The 26,317-nt window shown below is 63.2% G+C and carries 18 protein-coding genes; 10 read left to right on the forward strand and 8 right to left on the reverse strand.

Annotated elements, in window-relative coordinates; genetic code table 11:
- Positions 1–308 precede the first annotated feature (308 nt).
- From EJ070_RS20150 to EJ070_RS20175, 6 genes are read left to right on the forward strand one after another with little or no spacing between them, the layout of a single operon-like run.
- Complete coding sequence (locus EJ070_RS20150; RefSeq protein WP_245464633.1) at positions 309–1,913, forward strand: FGGY-family carbohydrate kinase; 1,605 nt, start codon at positions 309–311, stop codon at positions 1,911–1,913.
- Entirely contained in the window at positions 1,903–3,420 is a 1,518-nt protein-coding gene (locus tag EJ070_RS20155) for a glycerol-3-phosphate dehydrogenase (RefSeq protein ID WP_126092895.1), read from the forward strand. The genes EJ070_RS20150 and EJ070_RS20155 overlap by 11 nt, the downstream gene beginning before the upstream one ends.
- A gap of 47 nt (positions 3,421–3,467) precedes the next feature.
- On the forward strand, positions 3,468–4,400 hold the full coding sequence (locus EJ070_RS20160) for a TIM barrel protein (RefSeq protein ID WP_126092896.1): 933 nt from the start codon (positions 3,468–3,470) through the stop codon (positions 4,398–4,400).
- 42 nt (positions 4,401–4,442) lie between these two features.
- A complete protein-coding gene (locus EJ070_RS20165; protein WP_126092897.1) occupies positions 4,443–5,405 on the forward strand; it encodes a sugar-binding transcriptional regulator in 963 nt (320 codons plus the stop codon).
- A gap of 7 nt (positions 5,406–5,412) precedes the next feature.
- Entirely contained in the window at positions 5,413–6,180 is a 768-nt protein-coding gene (locus EJ070_RS20170) for a triose-phosphate isomerase (protein ID WP_126092898.1), read from the forward strand.
- A gap of 12 nt (positions 6,181–6,192) precedes the next feature.
- Positions 6,193–6,648 carry an RpiB/LacA/LacB family sugar-phosphate isomerase gene (locus EJ070_RS20175; protein WP_126092899.1) on the forward strand — a complete coding sequence of 152 codons (456 nt, stop codon included), beginning with the start codon at positions 6,193–6,195 and terminating at the stop codon, positions 6,646–6,648.
- Between the two features lie 162 nt (positions 6,649–6,810).
- Here the strand turns inward: EJ070_RS20175 and EJ070_RS20180 are convergent, their stop codons facing one another.
- Positions 6,811–7,851, reverse strand: a complete 1,041-nt coding sequence (locus tag EJ070_RS20180) for an EscU/YscU/HrcU family type III secretion system export apparatus switch protein (protein WP_126092900.1) — start codon at positions 7,849–7,851, stop codon at positions 6,811–6,813.
- Between the two features lie 84 nt (positions 7,852–7,935).
- Here EJ070_RS20180 and EJ070_RS20185 point away from each other — a divergent pair, with 84 nt between their 5' ends.
- Positions 7,936–8,898 carry a tetratricopeptide repeat protein gene (locus EJ070_RS20185; RefSeq protein ID WP_245464634.1) on the forward strand — a complete coding sequence of 321 codons (963 nt, stop codon included), beginning with the start codon at positions 7,936–7,938 and terminating at the stop codon, positions 8,896–8,898.
- Here EJ070_RS20185 and EJ070_RS20190 read toward each other — a convergent pair.
- Genes EJ070_RS20190 through EJ070_RS37155 form a run of 6 tightly spaced genes read right to left on the reverse strand, consistent with a single transcriptional unit; the run spans position 8,814 to position 14,054 of the window.
- Positions 8,814–9,266 carry a hypothetical protein gene (locus EJ070_RS20190; protein ID WP_126092901.1) on the reverse strand — a complete coding sequence of 151 codons (453 nt, stop codon included), beginning with the start codon at positions 9,264–9,266 and terminating at the stop codon, positions 8,814–8,816. The two genes, EJ070_RS20185 and EJ070_RS20190, sit on opposite strands and share 85 nt — an antisense overlap.
- A gap of 12 nt (positions 9,267–9,278) precedes the next feature.
- A complete protein-coding gene (locus EJ070_RS20195; RefSeq protein WP_245464635.1) occupies positions 9,279–10,637 on the reverse strand; it encodes a type II and III secretion system protein family protein in 1,359 nt (452 codons plus the stop codon).
- A gap of 57 nt (positions 10,638–10,694) precedes the next feature.
- On the reverse strand, positions 10,695–12,863 hold the full coding sequence (sctV, locus tag EJ070_RS20200; protein ID WP_126092902.1) for a type III secretion system export apparatus subunit SctV: 2,169 nt from the start codon (positions 12,861–12,863) through the stop codon (positions 10,695–10,697).
- Entirely contained in the window at positions 12,860–13,171 is a 312-nt protein-coding gene (locus EJ070_RS20205) for a hypothetical protein (protein ID WP_245464636.1), read from the reverse strand. The genes sctV and EJ070_RS20205 overlap by 4 nt, the downstream gene beginning before the upstream one ends.
- Positions 13,172–13,188: 17 nt before the next feature.
- A complete protein-coding gene (locus tag EJ070_RS20210; protein WP_126092903.1) occupies positions 13,189–13,632 on the reverse strand; it encodes a hypothetical protein in 444 nt (147 codons plus the stop codon).
- Positions 13,629–14,054 carry an EscD/YscD/HrpQ family type III secretion system periplasmic domain-containing protein gene (locus EJ070_RS37155; protein ID WP_348628873.1) on the reverse strand — a complete coding sequence of 142 codons (426 nt, stop codon included), beginning with the start codon at positions 14,052–14,054 and terminating at the stop codon, positions 13,629–13,631. Before EJ070_RS37155 ends, EJ070_RS20210 begins: the two co-directional genes overlap by 4 nt.
- On the opposite strand from EJ070_RS37155, the gene EJ070_RS37160 reads away from it, so the two are divergent.
- Entirely contained in the window at positions 13,980–14,462 is a 483-nt protein-coding gene (locus tag EJ070_RS37160) for a hypothetical protein (protein WP_245464985.1), read from the forward strand. The genes EJ070_RS37155 and EJ070_RS37160 overlap by 75 nt on opposite strands.
- A gap of 287 nt (positions 14,463–14,749) precedes the next feature.
- Here EJ070_RS37160 and EJ070_RS20220 read toward each other — a convergent pair whose 3' ends face one another.
- The gene (locus tag EJ070_RS20220) at positions 14,750–14,932 is read right to left on the reverse strand and encodes a hypothetical protein (protein ID WP_126092905.1); all 183 of its coding nucleotides are present in this window, start codon (positions 14,930–14,932) and stop codon (positions 14,750–14,752) included.
- On the opposite strand from EJ070_RS20220, the gene EJ070_RS20225 reads away from it, so the two are divergent.
- Entirely contained in the window at positions 14,923–16,008 is a 1,086-nt protein-coding gene (locus EJ070_RS20225) for a MurR/RpiR family transcriptional regulator (protein WP_245464637.1), read from the forward strand. The genes EJ070_RS20220 and EJ070_RS20225 overlap by 10 nt on opposite strands.
- Positions 16,009–16,084: 76 nt before the next feature.
- The gene (locus tag EJ070_RS20230) at positions 16,085–26,293 is read left to right on the forward strand and encodes a LysM peptidoglycan-binding domain-containing protein (protein WP_126092906.1); all 10,209 of its coding nucleotides are present in this window, start codon (positions 16,085–16,087) and stop codon (positions 26,291–26,293) included.
- Positions 26,294–26,317: the final 24 nt, after the last annotated feature.

Below are 26,317 nucleotides of genomic sequence, written 5' to 3' on the forward strand. Positions count from 1 at the left end.
CCGGTCGCTTATCTGTTCGCTCTCCCGTTTGCTTGGCGAAGACGATGTGAGGCGGATCGTTGTTTTCGCTCTCGCTAAAATCAGCGTATCTGAAAAAATTTTCGATGTCTGCAAAAAAAATCAACCATTGTGTTATTTCCATGATAATTTAGAATGCGGCAAAAGCGAGCGCCGTCACGAGAGAGCGCGTAACGGCGCTTCTTCGCGCGGCCACGCATTCGCGGCGAGCCGCAGGCGGAAAACGAGAAGGAAACAGACATTGCCCTGTTGCCGGTCCAGGCATGTTGGCAGCGGAAGCGGAGCGGTCCGTGGCTGGCGCTGATGTCATCGTAGGCATCGATTCCGGCACGTCGGTCATCAAGGCGGTCGCCTTCGATCTGAGCGGTCGTCAGATTGCGTCGGCTTCGGTTCCGAACCGATACGCGTCCGGTGCCGACGGCTCGGCGACGCAGTCGCTTCCCCAGACCTGGCGCGACTGCGCCGCGGCACTTCGAGGGCTCGGCGACAAGGTTGAAAACCTGGGCGCGCGCACCGCCGCTCTCGCGGTCACCGGACAGGGCGACGGCACCTGGCTCGTCGGTCGTGAAAACAAGCCGGTCGCCGATGCATGGCTCTGGCTCGACGCACGCGCGTCATCCACTGTCGAGCGCCTGGCCGCGGGTCCGCTCAGCCGCGCCCGCTTCGAGGCGACTGGAACAGGGCTGAATACCTGCCAGCAGGGCAGTCAGATGGCCCATATGGACAGTTACTCGCCCGACCTTCTCGACCATGCCGAAGTCGCGCTGCACTGCAAGGACTGGCTCTATCTGAACCTGACCGGTGTGCGCGCCACCGACCCCTCGGAGGCGAGCTTCACCTTCGGCAATTTCCGTACCCGCCGCTACGACGACACGGTCATCGAGGCGCTCGGCCTTTCCCGGCGGCGCAAGCTCTTGCCGGAGATCGTCGACGGCACGATGGCGACCCATCCGCTTACCGCCGAGGCGGCGGCCGAGACGGGGCTGAAAGCGGGTACTCCCGTCAGCCTCGGCTATGTCGATATGGTCATGACCGCGCTCGGCGCCGGGGTCTGCGGCGGCGAGGGAGACGTCGCCTGCTCGATCGTCGGCTCGACCGGCGTCCACATGCGTGCCGTGCCCACGAACGGGGTCCACCTCAACAAGGAGGGTTCGGGCTACGTCATTGCCCTGCCCATTCCGGGCCTGGTGACGCAGGTGCAGACCAACATGGCGACCTCGCTCAACATCGACTGGGTCCTTGGCCTGGCGGCGGATGTGCTGAAAGAATTCGGGCACGAGGCCAATCACAGTGAACTGGTCGGCCGCATCGATCAGTGGCTCGCCGCAAGCCAACCCGGCCAGGTGGTCTATCACCCCTACATTTCGGACGCCGGCGAGCGCGGACCGTTCGTCAATGCCAACGCCCGTGCCGGATTCGTCGGCCTGTCGGTCAGCCATCGCTATGCGAATGTGGTCCGTGCCGTCATCGAAGGGCTGGGGCTCGCCATACGCGACTGCTATGCGGCGATGGGCGACCTGCCGTCGGAACTGCGGCTTTCGGGTGGCGCGGCCCGTTCGAAGGGATTGCGCGGCATCCTGTCGGCGGCGGTTCATGCGCCGGTGCGCGTGTCGTCGCGCGAGGAAGCCGGTGCCGCCGGTTGCGCGATGATGGCGGCAGTCGCCATCGGCGCGTATCCCGACATGAACGCCTGCGTCGCCGAATGGGTCACGCCGCTGCTGGGGCCCGTCGAGACGCCCGATCCGGCGCTGATTGCGGCCTATGACGACCTTTTCACGGCATTCCGCGCGGCACGCCAGGTGCTGGGGCCTGCCTGGGATGCTCTGGCTGCCGCGCGCCGCAACGCGGCAGGCGCCTCCGCCGAAACGCCTGAAGGAGCAAGAGATGGGGCTTGAACCGAACACGGTCGATCTCTTCGTCATCGGCGGCGGCATCAATGGCGCCGGCATCGCCCGAGACGCGGCAGGTCGCGGCCTGTCGGTCGTGCTGTGCGAAAAAGACGACCTCGCCGAGGGCACCTCCTCGCGCTCCGGCAAGCTGGTGCATGGCGGCCTGCGCTATCTCGAATATTACGAGTTCCGGCTGGTACGCGAAGCGCTGATCGAGCGCGAGGTGCTGCTCAAGGCCGCGCCCCACATCATCTGGCCGATGCGCTTCGTGCTGCCGCACAGTCCGCAGGACCGGCCGGCCTGGCTGGTGCGGCTCGGCCTGTTTCTTTACGACCACCTGGGCGGCCGGAAAAAGCTGCCGGGCACGCGCACGCTCGACCTCAGACGCGATCCGGAAGGAGCACCGTTGCTCGACCGGTACACGAACGGCTTCGAGTATTCCGACTGCTGGGTGGACGACGCGCGGCTCGTGGTGCTGAACGCTGTCGGCGCGGCCGAGCGCGGCGCCGAGGTGCTCACCCGCTCGTCTGCCGTTTCCGCCCGCCGCGAAGATGGCGCTTGGACGGTGACGACGAAAAATTCGATGACGGGGCAAACGCGCATTTTCCGCGCCCGCTGCGTCGTCAATGCCGCCGGCCCGTGGGTTTCAGACGTCATTGGCCGTGTCGCGGGATCGAACTCGTCGCGCAACGTGCGCCTCGTCAAAGGCAGCCACATCATCGTGCCGAAGTTCTGGCAGGGTGCGAATGCCTATCTGGTGCAGAATCACGACAGGCGCGTTATCTTCATCAACCCCTATGAAGGGGACATGGCGCTGATCGGAACCACCGACATCGCCTATGACGGCCGCGCCGAGGATGTGAAGGCCGACGAGTCCGAGATCGACTACCTGCTCGCGGCGGTGAACCGCTACTTCAAGGAGAAGCTGCGGCGCCAGGACGTGCTGCACTCCTTCTCCGGGGTGCGGCCGCTGTTCGACGACGGCAAGGGCAACCCGTCCGCCGTGACGCGCGATTACGTTTTCGACCTCGACGAAACCGGCGGCGTGCCACTGCTCAACGTCTTCGGCGGCAAGATCACCACTTTCCGCGAACTGGCCGAGCGCGGCATGCGCCGGCTGAAGCATATTTTCCCGCAGATGGGCGAGGACTGGACCAGGAATGCGCCGCTGCCCGGCGGCGAAATTCCCAATGCCGACTACGAGACCTTCACCAACAGCCTGCGCGAGGCTTATCCGTGGATGGCGCGCGATCTCGTGCATCACTACGGACGGCTCTACGGCGCGCGCACCAAGGACGTCGTCAAGGATGCGGCAAGCATAGATGGTCTTGGCCGCCATCACGGCGGGCTGCTCTACGAGGCGGAGGTACGCTATCTCGTCGCCAAGGAATGGGCGCGCACGCCGGACGACATCCTGCTTCGGCGCACCAAGCACTACCTGCATCTCACCGAGGCCGAACGGCACGCCTTCGCCAGATGGTTCGAGGCCGAGCGCCTTGCCGAGGCAGCGTGAATGCCGATGCGACTTCGACCCAGGATCACCTTCGGGACCGACACGTCATGGCGCTGACGCTTTCCCTGAACACCAACCCGCTGGTCAACCGCTTTGCCGAGCCGGACGACCTGATCGAGACCGTCGCCCGTGGCCTCCAGCTGCGCGACCTGCAGCTCACGCACGAGTTCATTAATCCGAGCTGGCCGGCGCCGGTGGTCCGGCGGCTGACCCGGCGGATGACGGCGGCCCTGCGGCGCACCGGCGTCCGGGTCTTGAGCGGCATGACCGGTCCCTATGGCCGGCTCAACCATTTCGGTCATCCCGACCGCGACGTGCGCCGATACTATGTCGACTGGTTCAAGACCTTCGCCGACATAACCGCCGACCTCGGCGGTGTTTGCGTCGGCACCCAGTTCGCCATCTTCACCTTCAGAGACTATGACGATCCGGTCCGGCGTGAGGAGCTGATCCGCATCGCCGTCGACTGTTGGGCGGAGGTGGCCGAGCACGCCAAGGCGGCTGGCCTGCAGTACGTTTTCTGGGAACCGATGAGCATCGGGCGCGAGTTCGGCCAGACGATCGCCGAATGCCTGAAGCTGCAGGACAGGCTGACCAAGGCCGAAATGGCGGTGCCGATGTGGATGATGGCCGACATCGACCATGGCGACGTGACCAGCGCCAATCCGGACGACTACGATCCCTATGCCTGGGCCCGCGCGGTCCCCAAGGTATCGCCGATCATCCACATCAAGCAAAGCCTTATGGACAAGGGCGGACACCGCCCCTTCACCGCCGAGTTCAACACCAGGGGCCGCATCCATCCCGAGAAGCTGCTGAAGGCGTTGGCCGAAGGTGGCGCCGTCGATAACGAGATCTGCCTGGAGCTGAGTTTCAAGGAACGGGAACCGGATGATCGGCAGGTCATTCCGCAGATCGCCGAAAGCATAGCCTTCTGGGCGCCCCATATCGACACCGGCGTGCAAAGCCTGAATATCTGAGCCGACGACGATGACGCCCAAACGCGCGATGAAGGACTGCAGATGGTGAAACGCCCAGGTCAACTGGACCCGGAAAGGTCGCTCGCGATCCGCGCCGCCTGGTTGCACTACGCCGGCGGGCTCACCCAGGCCGAGGTGGCGAAGCGACTCGGGCTGCCCTCGGTGAAGGCGCATCGCCTGATTGCCCGGGCTGTGGCCGACGGCGCGGTGAAGGTCTCGATCGACGGCGAGATCGTCGAATGCGCCCTGCTGGAGAACCAGCTCTGCGATCGGTTCGGGCTGGACTTCTGCGAGGTCGCGCCGGATCTGGGCGAGGAAGGCCTGCCGCTGCGGGCGCTTGGGCTCGCGGGCGCCAGTTTCCTGCGTCGCGAGATCGAGCGCGGCGAGGACAGCGTCATCGGTATCGGCCACGGCCGCACGCTCGCCGCCGCGGTGCATCAGATGCCGCGCTTCGAGGCCGCCGGCGTGCGCTTCGTCTCGCTGCTTGGCGGCCTGACGCGCAACTATGCCGCCAACCCGCACGACGTCATGCATCGACTGACCGAAAAGACCGGCGCACAGGCCTATGTCATGCCGGTGCCCTTCTTTGCCAACTCCGCGGAAGACCGCGAAGTGCTCCTGGCGCAGCGCGGCGTGCGCGAGATTTTCGAGATGTCGAACCGGGCGACGCTGAAATTCGTCGGCATCGGCACGGCGGATGCCGGCGCCCAGCTAGTGGCGACCGGCATGATTGAGCCGCGCGAGATTGCCGAGATCACCGCCGTCGGCGGCGTCGGCGAAATGCTCGGCCACTTTTTCGATGCGCGCGGCCGGGTGCTGGAAACAACCTTGACCGCCCGTACGCTCGCCGTCGATCTGGACGGACCGGCGGACAGCCGGATCATCGCCATCGCCGGCGGCCCCACAAAAATCGAGGCGATCCGCGCGGTGCTGAAGAGCGCGCGGCTGAAGGGTCTGATCACCGACGAGCCGACGGCCCGGGCCCTGGTCGGCGAAACTGGATGACCATGGCATGACGCAGCCGAAGCAAGTCTGGATCGGCACCAGTTGGAAGATGAACAAGACGCTGGCCGAGGCGCGCGCCTTCGCCAGCGGGCTTTCGTCCGATCCCGGCGGCGATCCGCGCATCCAGCGTTTCGTGATCCCGCCCTTCACGGCGGCGCGCGAGGTCAAGGCGATGCTGAACGACACCACGGTCAAGGTCGGCGCGCAGAACATGCATTGGGCCGACGAAGGCGCCTGGACCGGCGAAATCTCGCCGATCATGCTCAAGGACTGCAACCTCGATATCGTCGAGCTCGGCCATTCCGAGCGGCGCGAGCATTTCGGCGAGACGGACGAGACGGTTGGCTTCAAGACGGAAGCTGCGGTGCGCCACGCGCTCGTTCCGCTTGTCTGCATCGGCGAGACCTTGGCGGAGCGCGAGGCGGGCCGTGCCAGCGAGGTGCTCGGCAGGCAGGTGCGCAGTGCGTTGTCGAAGCTTACCGCCGAGCAGAAGACCGCGCCGATCCTGCTCGCCTATGAGCCGGTGTGGGCGATCGGCGCAAACGGCGTACCGGCGACCTCGGACTATGCCGACGCCCGGCAGGCGGAGATCATCGCTGCCGCCGGGGACGTGCTCGAACGCAGCGTGCCCTGCCTCTATGGCGGCTCGGTCAATCCCGGCAATTGCGCCGAACTCATCGCCTGCCCGCATGTCGACGGGCTTTTCATCGGGCGCTCCGCATGGGCCGTCGAGGGCTATCTCGACATCCTCGGCAGATGCGCCGCAGCACTCTAGAAGGAGTTGACCATGAGACTTGCAGTGGCTGGAGACAGCGCCGGCGAAGGCCTGGCGAAGGTTCTTGCCGACTACCTGAAAGACAAGCACGAGGTTTCGGAGGTGTCGCGCACGGAGGCCGGTCCCGATCCCTTCTACGCCAATCTTTCAGACCGCGTCGCCAGCGATCTGCTGGCGGGAAAGTATGACCGGGCCATCCTGATCTGCGGCACAGGCATCGGCGTCTGCATCTCGGCCAACAAGGTACCGGGCATCCGCGCCGCTCTCACCCACGACACCTACTCGGCCGAGCGGGCGGCACTCTCCAACAACGCCCAGATCATTACCATGGGTGCGCGCGTCGTCGGCACCGAACTCGCGAAGGCCATCGCCGACGCTTATCTGAAGGAAAGTTTCGATCCGAAGGGTCGGTCGGCCGGCAACGTCGCCGCCATCGACGACGTGGACGCCAAGTACAACGCTCGCTAGCTGTGAAACCTCAACACAGGCAGGCTCGCGTCAGTGGTGCCGGAGCGATCGCCATTGCCGCATCCGGCAGTCGCGTAACGGCTTGCCGGGCATGAGGAGAAGAAGCGGCGGACGCGGGGGAGGGCGATGATTCGGCATCCGCGCCTTGATCGCATCCAACTTTCAAGTGAGCCCGAGCCGGACGAGGTGGCGAACGACGGGCGAGAACATCTCCTGGCCGATGTAGGTTCCAGTGTTCGTGCGCTCGAAAAGTGCTTCGGCGAGAGCCGGGTCTTCGACCACGGCAATGCCAGCCTGGCGTGCCTGAGCGACCATATCGTTGGCGGCGCGGTCCTGGCTCTTGCCAACGATCGTCGGTACGGGTGTTTCGCCCTTGATGTAGCGTAGCGCCACTGCAAGGTCGCCGGACACGAAGACGATGACCGCGTTTTTTACGCCGAGCCTTGCAGGCTGCATCACCGCCTCGCGCCGCTGCCGCTGCTGTTCATGCCTGATCAACGGATCGCCTTCGAGATCCTTGTGTTCGCGCTTGTACTCGGTGGTCGTCATGCGCATGTCGCGCAGAAACAACCAGCGCTGAATGGGAATGTCGATCAGGCCGATGGCGACAAAGGCGAGGGCGGCGGCAATTCCAAATGGCGTCAGCACCGCTTGGACAACCGGCTCCAGGCATGACGGACCGCAGCCCGGCGCATCGAAGAGCGGCTGAAGCCATGCGATCAGGATGAATACGAAGAGGCCCGCCAGCAACACCACCTTGGCCAAGCCCTTGGTGAACTCGATGACGTTGCGGAGCGACAGGATCTTCTGCAGGCCCTTCGCCGGATTGATATGATCGAATTGCGGTTTGAGCGGCTCGAACGAGAAGACCGGGCCGAATGTCCCCAGCATGCCGAAGATAGCAGTGAGCACCACAACGATCGCGACCAGCGGCAGGGTTATAAGCATCACCGTCGAGAGCCAATGGTGGATGGCCCGCAGGCTGACCTCCGCGAATCCGCCGTTGGGTGTCGTCACGATCCGCACGAGATCCAGAACGTGTTCGACGAGCATCGGCCAGGCGAAATAGAGATAGGCAAGGGCTGCAAAGAGAGTGAAGCCGGAAACCAGGTCGCGGCTCTGTGGAACCTGACCTTTCCGCCGGGCGTCGCGAAGCTTCTTGTCGGATGCCGGTAGTTTCTTTTCCTCAGCTTCTTCGGCCATGTTGCAATCTTATCGCACTGGTGTGGTTCCAGCCGGCCGACGACCTGTGTAAGGTGCGGCGGGCTTGAATACGGAGAGGTGGATATGCGGCAGCATGTCGTATTCTTGCCAGTCGTCGTCCTGCTGGCATTGACCGGTTGTCAGACGACCAAAACCGATGCCGACAAGGCGAAAGCGCAGGCCCCATCCTCGCAATCGGAACGCTTGATCAAGCTTGCGGACGATATCGATGCGCGCGGAGACAGCGACACCGCGATCGCGCTCTACCAGCGTGCGGCGGCGATGCCGGACGCCAAACCGATCGCCCTGGTCAAGGCGGGCGAGGCCTACATGCGCGCCGGTTATCCGGACCAGGCCGCCAAGGCCTATCAGGCTGCGCTCGCCAAGGCTCCCAATGACGGCCAGGCGATGCTCGGCCTCGGCTCGGCGATGATCGAGACGGGCGATGTCGATGCCGGCATGCGCGCCCTCGCGCAGGCCGCGCCGCTGGTCAACACCAGCACCGCCTACAACCGGCTGGGCGTGGCGCAGACATTCGCGGGCCAGACGGCCGAGGCGCAAACGACGTTCGCACAGGCGTTGAAACTTGCGCCGGGCGACCTCGATATCGAGACCAACATGGCGCTGGCGGCCGCACTCGAGGGCAATTCCGCCGCCGCGCATCCGCTGGCTCAGAAGGTCTCCGCCGCACCCAATGCGCAGTTGCACCACAAGCGCAATATCGTGGTGGTATACGGGCTTCTTGGTGAAGAGGACCAGGTCAAGGCTTCGCCGCCGATCGGCCTGCGACCTGCGCATCGCTGGCCAAGGCATCCGCTCGAAGGGCAGCACTCAGGCCAGGGCCAAAGCGCTCGGCTCTATCCTCGGCTAACGGGTAGGACGTCCGAAGGGGTTTTCCGTCGAGCTCGTTGCCAAGACAGATGGCGGGAGCAGGGCAGGGCGGGCAAAGCCGCATCTGCCCGTTACTCGACGGGAAGTGTTGTCTGCGGCGTCGTCGGCGGCGCGCTGTTGGCTCCGCCGGTCGGAGCTTCTTCGCCATCGAGGTAGCGCCGCGCGGCCCTTGCGCTCGGCGCCGCGGCCGCTTTCCCCAACTGCCGGCCCTCGACCAGGTCCCGCTGACTTTCGGCCATGCGTTGGAGGTTGTAGGCGTTGGCGCAGCCGGCCGGCAGCTGGGAGCCGACGCCCGAGACGATCGTCAGCCTGGTCGCGGCGGGCGTGCCATCGTCATCGGCCGGTTCGGCCAGACACGCGTCGGGAGCGAGGACGGAGCCGCCGACGCCTTTTTCGGAACCGCCGGTGTCGGTCGAAACGTAGCTGTAGCCCGGAGAGTAGTCCTGCGGCTCTCGCGGACCGTTCATGCAACCCGACAGAAGCAGCACCGGGACAATGGAGCAGAGAGCAATGGGCGATGTCATGGTTGTTCCCCCCTATTTGACGATCAGGCCCATCGCCGACGCGTCATTGACCCGCTTGCGGCTGTGGCGCTTGGCCGCCGGACGATCGAGCGGCGTGGCGAGGCTGTCGCGCACCGGCGCGACCAGATAGGGCGTGATCAGGATGACCAGTTCCGTCTCTTCGCGCTGGAAGCGCTGTGACTGGAAGAGCGGGCCAAGCACCGGCACATCGCCGAGAACCGGAAACTTCTCCAGATTGCGCGAGGTCCGTTGCTGGAAAAGTCCCGCGATCGCAAAGGTCTGGCCGCTTGCCACCTCGACCGTCGTGTCCGCTCGCCGCACCACGAAACTCGGCATGGCAAAGCCGTTGGCGCTTACGGCGCCGGCATCCGACAAGGAGCTGACCTCCGGCTGGACATGGAGCGCGATGCGATTGCGGCCGATCAGCGTCGGGGTGAAGCCGAGGGACACGCCGAAAGGCTTGTATTGAATGGTTGTGACATCAGTTCCCTGCGCGATCGGCACCGGAATTTCGCCGCCGGCGAGAAAGTTCGCGGTCTGGCCGGTCACGGCAGTTAGGTTCGGTTCGGCCAGTATCTTGACGACGCCGTTGCGCTGCAGCGCTTCGATGAGGACGTCGAAATTGATGCCGTGCGCCTGGTCCATGTGCAGACCGAAATTCCCGTCGCCGGAAGGCACGCCATTGTCCTGGAACATGTTGAATTCGAAGCCGCCGCTTTTGTATCCGACGGACCAGTCGACGCCGTAGGACTGCAACTCCGTGCGCGAGACCTCGGCGAAGCGAACCCGGATATTGACCTGCTGAGAACCCTGCACGGTCATGTTGTTCAGAGGCGGCTGCTCCGGCGGCGAGAACGTGCGCGCGACATTGTCCAGGTCCCTCGCCTCGTCGATGCCTCGCGCTTCGCCCGTGGTGACGATGCGGGTCCCGAAAATGTGGAGGTTTGTCGCCGAGTTCGGCTGCATCGCGTGCTTGGCCTCGTTGGCGGGCGTGACATCGGGCGTGACGCGGAATTGAGCCGTTGCCTCGATCTGCTCATCGGCTTTGACCGCAATGAGATTGGTCAGGCCGGGCTTGAGGCCGAAAACATAGACCAGGCTCGGTGACACGATCTGAAGGTCCGCGATCGTGGTGTCCGCAATCAGCACGGATTCGACCGGTTCGTTGAACCGCAACAAGCGTCCCTGTCCGACAGGCAGGTCGAGTGTCGGCTTGCTCGGCAGTGGCGATGCGTTCTGCGCCGAGGCGTCGGCAAGCATGAACAAAAACGCCAGCAGAAAGCAGGCCGCCGCGACAGCGAGCCGGCGCGCGTCCATCCGCCTGGCGAAAGCGGCGGACCGAACGCCTGCTGCGGTATCGTGGATTGTCATGCCGTTCCTCTCCTGAGCATGTGGATTTCCCCGACGCCTGCTTCCGCCCCCTCGGCGTCAGGAGGTCGCCTCTTGTCCGGCATTCGCCTGAGCCGGCGGAAGCGACTGGGAGACATTGCGCGTACGGCCCTTGTCGGAGCGCCCGGCTATCGTGGCCAATGGCTGGACGTTGAATTCCTGGGCGAGTTCCTGGAAGGACAGAACAGGGAGCTCGACGGCATTGTGCGCGAGCAGGCTTCGCATATGACGGCGCACATCCATTGCGGCGAGCACCACCGGCGAGACACCGGTGTCGCTCTGCGACAGGGCTCGCTCGATTTCGGTGACCAAGGACTGGGCGCCGTCGTCCGAGAGGTTCAGGAACGTGCCGGTCGAGGTGTTTTGCACCGCGCTTCTGAGGATATCCTCGGCCGAGCGCTGCAGAACGTAAGCCGCGATGATGTTGTCGCGGCCCGCGGCGCGGAAGCTGATCTGGCGCTTCAGGGACGTGCGGACATGTTCCGTAAGCAGAACGACGTCCTGTTCGCGCTGACCCCATTCGATCAGCGCTTCGAGGATCAGCCGCAAATTGCGGATCGGCACGTTTTCATCGACGAGGCGCCGAAGCACTTCCGCGATCTTCGGCAGCGGAACGATCTCCTGCGCCTGCCTGACCAGATCCGCGTAGTCCGGCTCCATGTCCGACAGAAGCCTTCGGGTTTCCTGGATCCCGACGAAATGGCCGGCATAGAGGCGCAGTGCATTTGCGGTCCACCTGGCCGCGGTCTGCGCCGGTGTGGAGAAGCTGAGGCCGGCTTCCTTCAGTGCCGAGACGTGGTGAGCGTCAACCCAGATGACCTTGCGCAGGCCAGCGATCGGAAGGCCCTTTTCGTAAGTCACATCGAGCAGATCGAGATGCATCAAATCCGCTTCGACAAGAACGCGGTCGGCAGGAATCTCCGCGTCCAGAATAGGTGCTCCTTCCAGATCGATGCGGATCATTCGCGGTGGAATCTTCGCGTCGACCTGAAGGCCGATCGGCGGAACGTCGATGCCGAGATCGCCGAAGAGTTCGCGGCGCACGCCGTCGGCGAGCGTTGCAAAATCCGGCTCCGGAATAGAGGGCGCGAGTTCGGCTCCAACGCGTACGACGACGCGGGAGGAAGAAGGCAGCGCCGCGACGGGTGTCGCAGAAATCGACGCAGGCCTCCCCAGCGGCTCGGCCATTGCGGTTTCGCCGATATCGTGGGGCTCCGGGTCCCGGGCAGTGCGGCGATTGACTGCATAGGCACCGGCACCGAAAGCGGCACCGAGGACGAGAAATACGATGGAAGGGAAGCCCGGCACCATGGCCAGGCCGACCATGATCACCGCCGCGAGGGCGAGCGCGCGGGAGTCCCGCAGAAGCTGGCCGGTGATTTGCCGGCCGAGGTCGTCGGTGCCGTCCGCGCTGCCGACCCGCGTCACCATGGTGCCGGCGGCCACGGCGACAAGCAGCGCCGGTATCTGGGCGACCAGCCCATCGCCCACCGTGAGCAGCGAGTAGGTCGCGGCGGCTTCTCCCAGCGACATGTCGTGCTGCAGCGTTCCGACGGCGAAACCGCCGATCAGGTTGACCAGGATGATGACGATGCCGGCGATGACGTCGCCCTTGACGAACTTCATGGCGCCGTCCATCGCGCCGAACAACTGGCTCTCGCGCTCGAGCTGCCGGCGCAGGTGGCGTGCCTCCGCCTGATCGATGTCGCCGTTGCGCAGCTCCGCATCGATGCTCATCTGCTTGCCCGGCAGCGCATCGAGCGTGAAGCGCGCGGCCACCTCGGCGACGCGTTCGGCGCCTCGCGCCACCACGATGAACTGCGCGACCGTGATGATCAGGAAAACCACCAGGCCGATCGCGATGCTGCCGCCAACGACGAAGGTGCCGAAGGCGGTAATGATCTCGCCTGCATCGGCCTGGAGCAGGATCAGTCGCGTGGTGGTGATCGTGATGGCCAGCCGGAACAGGGTGGCGATGAGGATGACCGACGGCAGCGAGGAGAACTGGAGCGGATGGGAGACGTAGAACGAAGCCAGCAGGATAAGCACGCTGATGGCGATGTTGGCGGTGATGAGAACGTCGACAAGGAAGGTCGGCAACGGGACAAGCATCATCACCACCGCGACCAGCATCAGGATCGCAATGACGAGATCGCTTCGGCGGGACAGCCTCGCCAGGAATTGCACAAGACGCTCCGAGACGGTCATTCGGCACCTCGTCGCGACAGGAAGCTTCGCATGGCGTCATGCGCCTCCGTCTTGCGGCCGGCGGCGAGCAAGGCACGGCTCTTCAGCAATCCAAGCGTCGGATGGTCCATTCCCTCCAGGGTCTCCAGCCGAGCGATTGTCGCGAGCGCCTTGTCGGCCTCGCCGTCGAGGATGAGCAGGTGCGCCAATGTCCGCAGCACGCCGGCATTTCCCGGCGAAAGCTGCGCGGCGATGAGCAGGTACGCCGCGCCCCGCTTTGCCTGCCCGTGACACCCGTAGAGATAGCCCAGGACGTGCAGCAGCTGCACCGTGTCACGCGGATCGGTCAGGTCTCGATTCCTTCCTGCATCCTGCCAAGCAGATCGCGATGACGCTCGATCTCATCCTCCATCAGCGTTCTGGCGAGGGCCTTGAGTTGTTCGCCGCCGTCCAGATCGGGAACCTGTTGCGTCACGAAATGCCGGAGAATAGATGCGCACCGACGCAGGATGGCAGGCTCGGGGATGGCGGGCATGACGAACTTGGTGAGTATCTCATCAAGCGATTCACCAGCCGAACCGTGCGCAGTCTGGAATTCCGCGGTTTCGGGCTTTTCCGTACCCGCGGTTGGTTTTGTCCCCTGGGCCCGGTTTGTGGCCCTGCCGGTGCCGTTCATCCGACGCCGGTAAATCCCCTGGCCGCGCACGCCTTCCGCCTGCCGCAATTCGCGGCCTGCGGCGGTGTCCTTCGTTGCCGAGTCGAATCGCGGCCCTTCGAGCCGGCGGTTCACGGATATTTCAGCGCGACCGTGGCGCCGCCCTTCGTCAGAACCAGTTCCGTCTCGCCGATGTGCTTGATGGTCCAGCCGTCATTGGTGAACGCACCTTCATGGTAGCGGGCGCCATCGGCAGCGATGACATAGGGCCGCGCGCCGTACCAGATCGCCTGCAGCGTCAGACGCGGGGGCTGTTCGGCGTTGCCGATCATGACGTTGGAGACCAGGGGAGTGCGGGCGCCGAATGCCTGGTCGAACCAAGACTGCGTCTCCGTCCAGGCGCCGTTCTTGTCATCCGGAATCAGACCCGAGACCACCAGGCGTCCGGGCGACCGTTCGACGGTCAACGTGCTTATCCCGGATTGCTCGAGACGCTGCTTGAGTTGGTTTTCCGCTTCGGCAGCGTTCTGCATTTCTTCGGACGACGAATCGTCCATCACACGCTGCCCTGCATCGCCGGCGAAGGCCACTCTGGTCACCTCGCCGCCGGGTGCGGAAGCCCTCTCGGCAATATCCGGCTTGGCGAAGGAAAAGCCGATCGCAGCGATGGAAACAGCGAATACGGCAAAGACAGCCGCGCCCGCAGCGAGGAAGGGACGGTTGGAAACAGACCAGCGATCTGGCGTGCGCCGCGGGTCAGTCAGCAGGATACGGGCTTCGCCGACCGTTATCTCGACCGGCAGCCTGCAACGGCTGCCCTGGCCCTCATGGAGCGTCTCGCCCGTGGCGAGGGTGACGTCGCCGCCGACGGCCTCAATTTCAATCTGGCTGCCTTTGCGCCGCAGCCTGACGTGGATCGGCGCTATGCCGGCATCCGTGAGGACAATGTCGGACTCCGTGCTTGATCCGACCGTGTAGAGCGGCTCGGCCAGACTGAGTTCCGCGCCGGCATGAAATCCATGAATGACATTGAGCGCAACGCAAGACCCGGATGCAGGGCCAGGGGCAATCCCAGGGGCAATCATCGAGCGGACCCAACGCGCCGGATTCAAATCCCCAGACCTGCCGATAGAGTTAGCGGTCATGCCACTTCATCTCCCGCCGATATGATTTGAGACCCAGCCTGGTTGCGTAGAAACATCTGTGCGCCGCCGGTTGCTTGCGGCGACGCATGGGGCTTGAGAATCCCGCCTCAGGCCTTTTCGGCCGACTGACCGAGCGTCCTCGCGGTGCTCATGAGCATGTCATGCTGGGATTTCGCGATCTCTTTGGTGATCTCCAGGCCAAACATGCGCTCCTGGTGCTTGATCATCTTGTCGAGGTTCTGTTCCGGCGATCCGGCGGAGCCGGATGTAATGGGAGGGGTTGCAGCCATCATTGTCTCCTTGGGGGACTATTCAGGTCGCAATCTCCGGAGCCGCACGCGACGAACCCCGGCAGATTGCCAACGCAGTTTACGGCAGCGCGATCCGAATTGAAAGTCCATTTGGAATTTATGAAACAGTTCAGTTCCAACTGTTGCGTTGCCGGCTGGCGGGGAGTAACTTCCAAGATGTGCAAATGGGGTATATCAGGATGGAAAAAGGTCCTTTGGCCGAGCTGTTGGTCGAACGGTTCGAGAACATGCCGCCGCAATTGCGGGTCGCCGCGCGATTCGTGCTGGATCATCCCAAGGATGTCGCATTGATGTCGATGCGCGAGCAGGCGCACCAGGCCGGCGTTTCGCACAGCACCATGATGCGGCTGGCGCGGTGGCTTGGCCTCGATGGCTACGAGGACATGCGCAGCCTCTATGCGCGGGCGCTGCGCGAGACGGCTGCCGGCGAGCCGGCTCGACAGGGGGGCGAGAGGGACGGCGCTTCCGGATTTTCGACTGTCGGGGTCGTTGCCGACGCCCTCGCGGCCCAGATTTCAAGCCTTGGCGAATATGGCAATGCGATGCAATTCATCGCCGCCGCCGATCTCGTGGGAAGGTCCCGCAACCTGTTCGCCCTTGGCTCGCGCTCCGCCTATCCGGTCGCGAGCCGCTTCGTTCACATCATGTCGTTCCTGGCCGCGAGCGACCGCAGGGTGACGCTTGTCGGCGACATGGCTGGTCAGGGTCTGGATGCTCTCCAGCTTGCGGGAGGCGGCGATGTGCTGCTTGCCGTCGGCATGGCGCCCTATGACCGAACGACGATCGACGTGGCGCGCCAGGCGGCCCGGCAGGGCGTCGGCGTGGTCGCAATCACCGACAGCAGCGTGTCGCCGCTGACCCGGATCGCGCGGGAAACAATCATCGTCGCATCAAGTTCGCAGTCGTTCTTCCGAAGCATGGCACCGGCGTTCGCGGCCGTCGAGATCCTGGCGGCAGTGACGGCAATGCGCTCTGAAACGAATGCCGCGGAGCGGGTAAAACAGTCGGAAGAGCAGCTTGCTGCTTTCGGCATTTATTGGAAGCCTCCCCGATAGCATCCGAAAGGTTGCGATCGGGCGGGCGTGACGGCGGCAAGGCTGCCGCCAACAGTGATTTCCGGAGGTCGTCCAGATGGTTCGCCCGATCACGCCCGCCAAGCCCCCGGTCCAGCCGCAAAAGGTCGATGCCAAGGCCAACGCCGCGCAGATTGCGCGGCTGGAAGCGCAGGCAGCTCAACTGCGGGAGCAGATCCGGCTCGCCAACAGGATGGGCGAGCGCGATTGGGCGGCACAGGCCCGCCAACAGCTGTCACAGGTGAATACGGAGCTGAGTTCGCTTCAACCACCGCCGCCAGCCGTAGTTCCGACAGCGCCGAACCTGCAAATCGTGAATGCGAGCACCGGCACCTCCGGCAATGGCACGACGGTGGTGCCCGCCCTCTACCAACAGCCGGACCTTTTAGGGCCTACCGTGACGCCGGTTAAGCTCGACGGCGGCACGCCCGAAGACAATGCCGCGGAAGCGGCGACGGCCCGCAATATCGTCAACGACGTCACGGGCGGCAAAAGCATCGACCAGATCGCATCGGCCCGCGGCATGACGCGTGAACAGGTCATCGCCGCGCTGAGGTCTGGCGGGATGACAGTGTCGACCACCGACCCGACCAGCGGCAATGGCGACGTGCAGACGACGAAGATCACCGATGCCAGCGGCCGCACGGTCACGCAATACTACGACTACCAGCATGACAGCTACTATACGAGCGTCCAGCAACAACCCAACGGGGCAGCGACCACCTCACCGGTCCGCGACGGGCTCGGCCGCAAGGAGACCAGCAGCTACAATTCCGACACCGGCGCCATCACGACGCGGTACGAGGACGATCTTGGGACGGGCACGGTCACCGAGCGGACCTCGCTGCCCAATGGCGCTTCGGTGGAAACGGTGACGCCTGGCCAAGGGCCATCGCTGCCTGTAACCACCGTCACCGGTCCGGATGGCCGCAAAACCATATTGGCGTACTCCCAGGATCCGGGAGGGACCACCACGAAGGACATCAAACACGATCTCGCCGACGGAAAAAGTATCGACCAGATCGCAAAGGAAAACGGCCTCACCAACGAACAGGTGATCGCCGAATTGCAGGCCGCCGGATATCAGGTCACGACCCAGCAAGCGACGAGCGACAATGGCGACGTGCAGTCGGTCCAGATCGTCGATCCGCATACCGGCGACAAGACGGTCTACTCCTACGACTATCAGCACGACGAACGCACCGTCGTGACCACGGCCGACGGCAAGGAAACGTCGCAATCCGTCGACGGCAACGGGGGGACCCGCAACAGCGTCCGCAATACCAAGACGGGCGAGACCACGACCACGATCGTCGATCCGAAGACAGGAACCGAAACCAAGATCGTCACCGACAAGGACGGCCGGGTGACGACGACCACCACCGAGAAGATCAATGGCGGCAAGCCTGTCGAGTACGAGGTCAAGCCGAACGACAATCTGACCCTGATCGCGCGGAAATATGGCGTGTCGCTGGATGATCTCAGGCGGACGAATCCGGACCTTTTCGGTTCGTCGCGCAACCCGAACATAATCCACACGGGCGAAAAAATTACCATCGAAAACGGTACGCGCACGACCGTGGAGGTCACCTTCAACGGCTATACGCTGACCACCAAGCCCGATGGCAGCATGACGCTGCATAACGACACCACCGGCTCCGACCTGAAGATCGAGGTTGGCACGGCGCAGCAGGCGTTGGCCGAACTGCTGCTGGCAATCAACCCGCAGAGCAAAGATCCCGAACAGGCCAAGACCGACACGGTTCTCAAGACGACTCTGGAAGGTGTGCTCGGCGGGGCAAGTCCCGAGCTTGCCCAAGAAGCCGCGGACAAGCAGCAAGCAGTAAAGGATGCGATCAAGAAATATGGCGGCGGCAAGCCGGCGACACCGAATCTCGACGGCAGCGCCACATCGGTTGGCCCGTTCGGCGAGCCGCCGTCGGCTACGGCTCCGTCAGGCGGCAAATGGGTGCCGCTGATGGTCGACGGGAGCTGGCAATGGTTCGATCCGGAAGTTGCCAAGGCGATCGCCGCCGAGAACGCCGTGATAGCGCGCCTCGGCGAAGCACAGGCAAAGCCTGAGCAGAGCGGGGCGCAGCTCGACGTCTATGCGCTGGATCCCGAATACAAGGGAGCCATGAAGAGTGCCGAGACGACACTCGACAAGGTCTTGGCGCCTTATGGGCTGCAATGGCAGGCCCCGGAGCCGAAAGGCACGCTGGCCGACGCGCAAAAGCGGCTGACCACCGCCAACAACATGCTCCAGAGTGCCAGCGATGCCAGGGCCGAGTACGAGCAGGGCGAGAAGAGCCTTCTTGATGCTATTGATAAGCAGGCAACCCTGCCGGTGCTCAGCGATCCGAGCAAGCCGGCCGTAGGGACTTCCGGCGGGCCTACCCGCGAGCAAATCAACCTGCAGGGCAAAGCCGAGCACGCTGAAGTCACGCAGCTCTTCATCAACGCGGCGCTGCACACTGCGCGGGGCAATAAGGCCACGATCGACCAGATGGTGGGTACGACTGAGCTGGAGCTCGCCGGGGCCAAACCGGGAAGCCCCGAATATGCCGAAATCAAGGGCAGGCTTGACGGACTGAAAAAGCTGCAGGCGCCGGCGGCCAGCCAGGTGACACTGGCCGAGGCGTATGCGGAATTTGGAGTTGCGCAAAAAAATGCGGCCGATCTTGCCGTCAAGGCCGAGCCGATCAAGCAAGCCTTGGTCGCGCGAGCGATGCAGAGAAATCCGCATCATTTTGATTGGGACGGCTACACGAACGCAGCGGGTGAGTACACCGGCAAACTGAAATCGCAGAAAGTTATCGAGGAAAACGGGCAGCTCTATCTCGTAAACACCTATGAGAATGATGTTTTCCTCGACGATAACAACAATGACACGCCGGTCCTGAAATATGCCCTGACTTACGATCGCGGTGACAAGAATATCAGGGACGATTTCCGCAACGATCCGCTCAACAAGCAGTGGCAGCAGTTATTGGCGTCGACGCAAAGCTCGGCTTCGGCGCCGGTCTGCACGCCCCATGGAACAGGTTCGCAATCGGCGCTGGCGGCCGCCAAATCCAAGATCATCGGCGTGCAGGTCGAGCAGTTCGATGCACAGCTGCAAGATGCGAAAACCAAGCTGGTCGACGCCACGACGGCCCGCGACAAGGCGATTACCGAGCATGGCGGGGGAACCGTCGAAGCGCCTGCCGGCACGCTTAAGCCTGGCGAAAAGCCGGTAAAGATCACGGTGAACGGTCACGATCTGTGGGTCGCACCGGAGGTTGCCGCCGCCTACGAAAAGGACGGGCCGGGCGCAATCGGTGCCAGCGGCAAGTCGGTCAGGATCGAGATGGGTGGGCAGTGGCTGTGGGTACATCCCGAAGTAGCGGCTGCGGAAATCGACAGGGCTTCGGCAGAAACCGAAAAGAACCGATTGGAGACATGGCAACATGATGTCCGCCCAGCGATGGTGGCGGCACGCGACTGGTACGGCTTCTATGCAAGCAACCCCAAGCTTCTGACGGATGGCAACGAGGAACACGAGGCGCGACTCAAAGACACTTACTTCAAGGAGCATAAGGATCAGGCGTTGGCCAGCTACCAGGTCGAGCTCAAGCAGTTGTATGACAACGGGTTCACAGGCGACTACAAGCAATACAAGCCCGGCGAACTGAGCAGCACGGTTGCCCGGGCACTTGGTCTCGACCAGTCAAGCGAGGGGGTGGCGAAGGTCACCGGGGAAATCACCGACCGCGCCGGCGAAAACGCTGAGGTCAAGGTCGTGCCGATCTTCTCGCTTGATGGTGGGATGGAATCGTCGACGGCATTGTTCGCGATCAAGAGCGACGGAAAGGAAATCGGCTATGTCGACAGCTCCGGCAAATATTACGGCAGCTTCGACGAATTCCAGCATGAGAATCGCATCTTCAGTGACAAGAGCAAGCTGATCCTGGCCAAGGACGGCGACATGAAACTCGGCGCCGATGGATTCTCACTCGACGAAGTGGAGGTCGCCGACGGACGCAAGGTGGATTTCTGGGACAAGGCCACCGACATCGGTCTTGGCATCGTTGCCGGCGCCGCCACCATCGTCTCGTTCGTGCCAGGCGGTCAATGGGCCATCCCTATCGCGATCACCTCCGGCGCAGCTCTTGGCGGCAAGACGCTTTACAAGGAAGGTGAGCACCTGCTTCAGGGCGGCGACTTCGATAGTCAGTCGGCCTGGAATATCGCGACCGGCGTGACTGCGTTCCTTCCCGTAGGAGCCGGTGCCCTGCGCACGTTCGGCCTGGCAAGGGCCGGCCTGTCCACGTCCGAGGCTTTCGCTGGCGGATTCGGTATGGCGCGCATGAGCGACGCCAGTTGGGGCATTGGCAAACTCCGCGTAAACGTAACGCAATCCTCTTATGCCGAGCAGGCAGCGAGCTATCTGCAAAGCGGCAGCAGGCTGAATACCGTTGCGTGGGGCCTTGATGCCGGAGGCGTTGTCACTGGTGTTCCGGTGCTTGCCAGGTCGGCCGAGGATCTGGCCCAGCATGGCGGCGAAATGTCATTTGCTGAACTTGCGAACGCCATCCTGGGCATCGGTACCGGCGCGGTCGGCACGGGCCTGGGCGGTCGTTCGCTGCTGAACAATATGCCTGGAGCGGCCGGCCCTCGGGGCGGCGACGGGACTCCCGCGTCGGGCTTTCCACCGCCAGATCCAACCGGTCAGCGCGCGTTGCCGGCCGGCGAGTCGGAGGGTCGGAACCCGCCGCCACCCACGGGTGACAAGGGTGATCCATCGGGCGACGGCCAGCCGTCGCGGCCGATGGTCTTGCATGAGCTAGGCCCCGACGGCGTCTATCACCCGACCGACAAACTGGTCTTCCACGATCCCGACCATCCCGTGATCCCTGGAGAACTGATCAAGACGGGTGAGGCCGGCGACGATCCGACGATGCCGCTGGGCCGCGATCTGGATGGCTCGGCCGAGCGAAGCTCGCCCATTCCCGCTGACGGCGATCCTATTATCGTGTTGTCGAGCGAGCCGACCGTGACAGACGGACCTGTGCGCCTCATATGGGACCCGGAGACGCGCAGTTTCACCGGCATGCCTGAACGAGACACGAGCGGCTACGTCTACACAAGCGGCAAGGACCCAAAGACACCTTCCGCCTATCTCGACGGCTTGACCACCGAACAACTCGTGACCCGTTACGAGCAGGAGAAAGGCTATTATTCCAGCCGTGAGCTGGCCGAGCGCTATGGTCCAAATGGTATTCCAGAAACGCTGCGCAGCACGGTGGACGAAAGCGCGGCTCCCGGCGGCGAGCCGCCCGCGGGCGGCAAGCCGGCCAAACAGCGGAATTGGGGAGATTTCAGGATATCCGCGCTCGGACGCGTCCGGTTCAATTCCGATCCGATAAACCTCGCTGTCCATTCGATCCCGGGTGTGCCGGAGGCATTCCAGCTGGGAAACCCGACCTGGCGGTCATACATGGTCGGGTTCGGAACACGCACCAGTTATCGTGCCCTTTGGCAGTCATTTGCCGACAGTATCAAATACCGGTCGCTCGAACCGGTACGCTACATTTTCGGCAAGGAATTGGGAATCTCCATTCGCCCCAACGAGCATCGCAATATCACGCTCGCACAGCTCGGCCTCAAAGTTCAGCGCCAGACCGCCTTTCAATTCAAAGGGGAGGATCTTCTCGACGCGGCACATCGAGGGCTGTTCGGCGACGGCTCGGATTCTGTCTTCACGGTCATGCCGCGTTCTGCCCGTGTCGAGGGTCCGGCAGGGAACAAGGGTTGGGCGGTGGAGCTCACCTTCAGCCTCGCCCTTCGCTCAAAATCGGCCATCTTGAGCGACGGTGAAAGCGACTTTTTCCGTCAAACAGCGGACGGCAAGACAGAATTCTATGAGTTCGACGGCGACGTTCCGTATCGGAAGGTTTATCTGGAAGACAAATATTATCTGACGAGTTTGCTAAGCATCGAGAAGCGCTACGAAGTGGCGATGAACGCGACATTGCCCGAGGGAACGGTCGTCAATTCAGAATTCGTCGACGCAAACAAGGGAGTACTTGACCGCCTCCGTTTGAGGGCCCAGTTCGTCGTGAAAGACAAACAAACGGCGGAGGCTCTTGCCGACAATCCTGACATGAGCACGATCCGAGGACTGGTCGAGTCGGGAGAAATCGACGCCCAGAAATCGATATTGTTCATTCCCGGCTCAAAAAGCGGGATGCGGCAATCTGCTGTTCCCGGATTGGCGCTGGGAGAGACAATTGTCGATCTCACTGGAAGAAGCCGACGTGTGTGGAATGCCGGCGCAAGCCGGCTCGAGGTCATCGTCAACGAGGCATTCCACAAATTCCTGCCAAGTCCGGATCGCATTTTACTGCGCAAACTGCCTGCGCCTTACAATCATTACGTTCGCTCGGGCGGTCCGATCTATATCAACCTTTTTGGCAAGCGTGAGGCTGTCGCGTCGACACTTGATGTCACGATTGCGCTGCGGAGCCCGGCCCTCAAGTTTCGCGTGCCCTCGGTCCCGTTCCTCCAATTCCCATTGGCGTTCACGGGCGAGATCAGGTTCTTTTACCGAACGAATTTGCCTGACGTTGCCCCGATCGTCGCGAAAGCCGACTTCGTTAGACGTGAATTTACCTTCGACGATAAACTGCCTGTGGAAATAGCGGTTCCACGCTGGTTGCATGAACTCGACCAGCGCGCCGACAAGGGGGGAGGTCTCGCATTTCCGAGAGGCGGCCGGGCGTCGTTGACAAAATGGCTGGATGAAATCGAAACCACCGCGACACCCAGTCAGAAGGCCGAGATCGAGGCGTTCCGCCAATCCACGTTGCTGTCGCTTGAGGACGAAGCTTTCATTCCACCTGGCGCGATGAGCGCCGTCCGTGACTTCCTAGCGACACAGGCAAAACCAACCGAGATGCCTCCGCCGGAATTTATCTATCTGGCACCATCCGACCAGCAGCAGTCGCTTGCACGCTGGTATAGTGAGAATGGGGTTACTGCTTCGCCTCCAGCCAGGCCTCTTGCGTTTCGACGGCCAGTGCCCGCGGCCGCCGGCGCCGCCAATGCGGCGTCGGCCAGGCAACCAGCTTCCGCCGAGACCGGCACAGCAGCCGAAGTCGGCCAGCCAAGAACCCTGCAGCTTGAGGACGAGAGCGGCAACGTGATCACCGCCGCAGTGCTGGGCACCGAGCCAAAGAGCGCGGAGAATGTCTATGTGCCTCCGGCCGACGGGCCACAGGCGCGCGGCGACGAACCGGAACTGGTGCACAAGTCGCATATTCTGTTCCGGGACCCGGAGACGGGAGAAGCATACGTCCTGCCGTGGATACGCGGCGCCTCCGAGGACCATGTGCCGGGCGGTCAAGGACAGCCGCAGGGTGAGCCACCGGACGCAAGGCCGGTCCCGAAGGCCATCGAGGCGGCGCCTCCAACGACATATTCGCTGCAGCAGGTCCGCAACATGCGGCAACCTGAAAAGTGGAAGGCCGGCGAGGTTTACACACGCGAGCTCAACGGATCGCCTGGAGAGGCGCATTTCCCGATCGAGGCCAATCCGAATGGTCCCTATCCTGTCGTTGGCCAAGGTGGGCGATATGTGGATTCGCCTGTCTTCAAGAGCCAGGACGAAATCGAGGCGATCGAGGTCAAGACCTACCACCGCTGGACGACTATCAACGGCGCCGCCCAGATGCGCGAAGTTCCGCTCACGCCAAAACTGCAGGAGCAGATCAACAAGGACGTCGCGCTGCGCAACGGGAACTCGGGCTATCAACCTCGCTGGGTCTTCCTCGATGCGCCGCCTTCCGCTGAATTGCAGCGGGCGCTCGATGACGCGCGAATCATCGGCAACATCTTCGGACACAACACACCCGCCGCGACAGCGCGGCGGCCGCAATCGGCAACAACCGAAGCCGCTCCGGGCAAAACCCTGCGGCTCGAGGACGAGAGCGGCAAGGTGATCATCGCGGCAATGCTGGGCACCGAACCAAGGGGGCCGGAACAGGTTTATGTGCCACCTTCAGACGGGCCGCGCGCGCCTGCCGACGCTCCGGAGGTGGCGGACAAGACGCACATACTGGTGTACGATTCCAACACCGGCGAAGCCGTTGTCCTGCCTTGGATACGCGGTGCTTCCGCCAACCATGCACTCACCCGAGATGGCGTCAGAGCGACCCCGCTTGACCAGGTGCCGGATCTCGTCATGGGCGATTTCCAGCCGAACCAGATTCCATGGCTCAAGCGCGAGCAGGTGGCCGAGCTGACTGAACAGCAGTTCCGCGACATGGATCAGGCCGGCTTGCTGCCCTATCTGACCAAGAGCCAACTGCGCGGTATCCCGAAGGCAAAGATACGCTACGTCAACATCGCGGGACTCGACGGGAAACAGGTTCCTTGGCTCACCGAGGGCCACATCCGGAATCTGACCAACCAGCAGTTCCAGGATCTCGGCAAGGCCGGTTTGACGCCTCACCTGACGAAACCACAGGTGCAGGCGATTAAAGGAGACAAGGTCAAGTTCGTCGACATGTCGACGTTGGAAGCGCGCCAGGTTCCGTGGTTCAAGCCCAGCCAGGTCGAGAAGTTCACGTCACAGCAGTTCGAGGATCTGGGCGAGGCTGGATTGCTGAAGAATCTCGGCGAGCGCCAGGTTCAGGCGATCCCTGAAACCATGATCGGGTCCCTGGACGTTGCGAAGCTCGATCCCAAGCAGGTGCCGTGGCTGACCGAGAAGCAGATCCCGGTGCTGACCCGCGATCAATGGGGGGCCTTCACGATCCACCACATCGAAGCTCTGACCCAGAAGCAGATCGAAGCGGTGACACCAAAACAGTTCGAGGAAATGAGCCCCGGCCAATTCCGCAAGTTCACGCCTGAGCAGTTCGAGTGGATGAGCGGGGATCAGACGAATGCGCTGTCCGTGCTGCAACTGACGACGTTCCGGGCGACCCACAAAAAGGCGATGACGCCGGATCAGGCTGCCAGCGTCGATCTGGCGCTGAGCCATGCCAGGATGCGGGAAAACGCCCAGGCGCTCGCCACCTTCGGCGGCATGTCGACCACCTCCTACGTGTTGTGGAGCTCGTTGCCGCCGACCTGGACCGCCACCGCCGGAGCGGTGGCATTTGGCGTGCGAGGCTTCGTTTTCGGCGCGCAGGCGATCTTCCCCAACGCAACCGCGAATCACAAGCCGTTCGGGCGGTTCCTCAACGCGCTCGGCGGAGCCACATTCATTGCCGCGGCGCCAGGCGCCGCGACCGGGATGATCCAGGGCAAGGATATTGTCGTCAACAGCACGTTCTCGCTCGGCAACGTCGTCTATGGCACGAAGTCGATGCTGCAATCGTTCACCGGCAGGCCGGTGATCCGAAACCTGGCCGAATATCTGGCCGGACCCGGCTATGTGCTTGGCTGCGCCGTCTATACGCTGCACTCCTGGCCGGCGCCGATCGCCACAGTCGCCGGCACCATGTTCACGTTCGGCTGCGCGGAGTTCTGGGCGTCGGCCTACAGAACGGACCAGATGAATCGCCGTTCGGTGCCGCGAACCGATGCCGATATCGCGGCGGCGCAAAAGTCCGACAAACGATGGGCTGCATTGGATCGATGGACCCTGGGCATCACCTTCGGCATTGGAATGCTTCTCTTCTCGCTGGACTCCCTGCTCGCGGAGCCTTGGAAGGGCGCGGCGACGACCCCTCCAGCCGATCCGAAAAAACCGGATGGCGATGGCGATGCGTCGTCGCAGCAACCCGATGATCCTTCGGATGGTCCCGGTGAGCCGAAAACCCCGCCCGAAGACCTCCCGCAACTCGTGGTATCGGCGGATGAGGGGCTGAATTTGCGGGCGCAGCCCGACGAGGATTCGGCCGTGGTGACGGTTCTGCAGCCCGGCACGTTCGTCGAACAGACCGCGAAGCCGGCCACCGATCCATCAGGAGAGGCATGGATACCTGTCGAAGGTTTCGGACCGGACGGCAAAATGCATCGCGGCTGGGTTTCCGGCGACTATGTCGAGGTTCATCCCGAGGGCCGCAGCAATCCCGAAGGCCGCACGAACCCGACGCTGGAGAAAGACGGCTACCAGTGGGTCGAGGTGAAAGACGGCGACAGCATTCGCCTGATCGCCAAGACCCATTCAGCGGATGTGGCGGAGACGGTGGTGCTCAATATGGATCATATCCTAAGCCCGGACATGATCTTCTCGGGCGATCGCATCTATCTTCCGGCCGCTTCGATCGGCTGAGAAAAACGGCTTGGCTTCGACCGT

The sequence above is a fragment of the Mesorhizobium sp. M1E.F.Ca.ET.045.02.1.1 genome (genome assembly GCF_003952485.1).
In the GTDB taxonomy this organism is placed as follows: Bacteria; Pseudomonadota; Alphaproteobacteria; order Rhizobiales; family Rhizobiaceae; genus Mesorhizobium.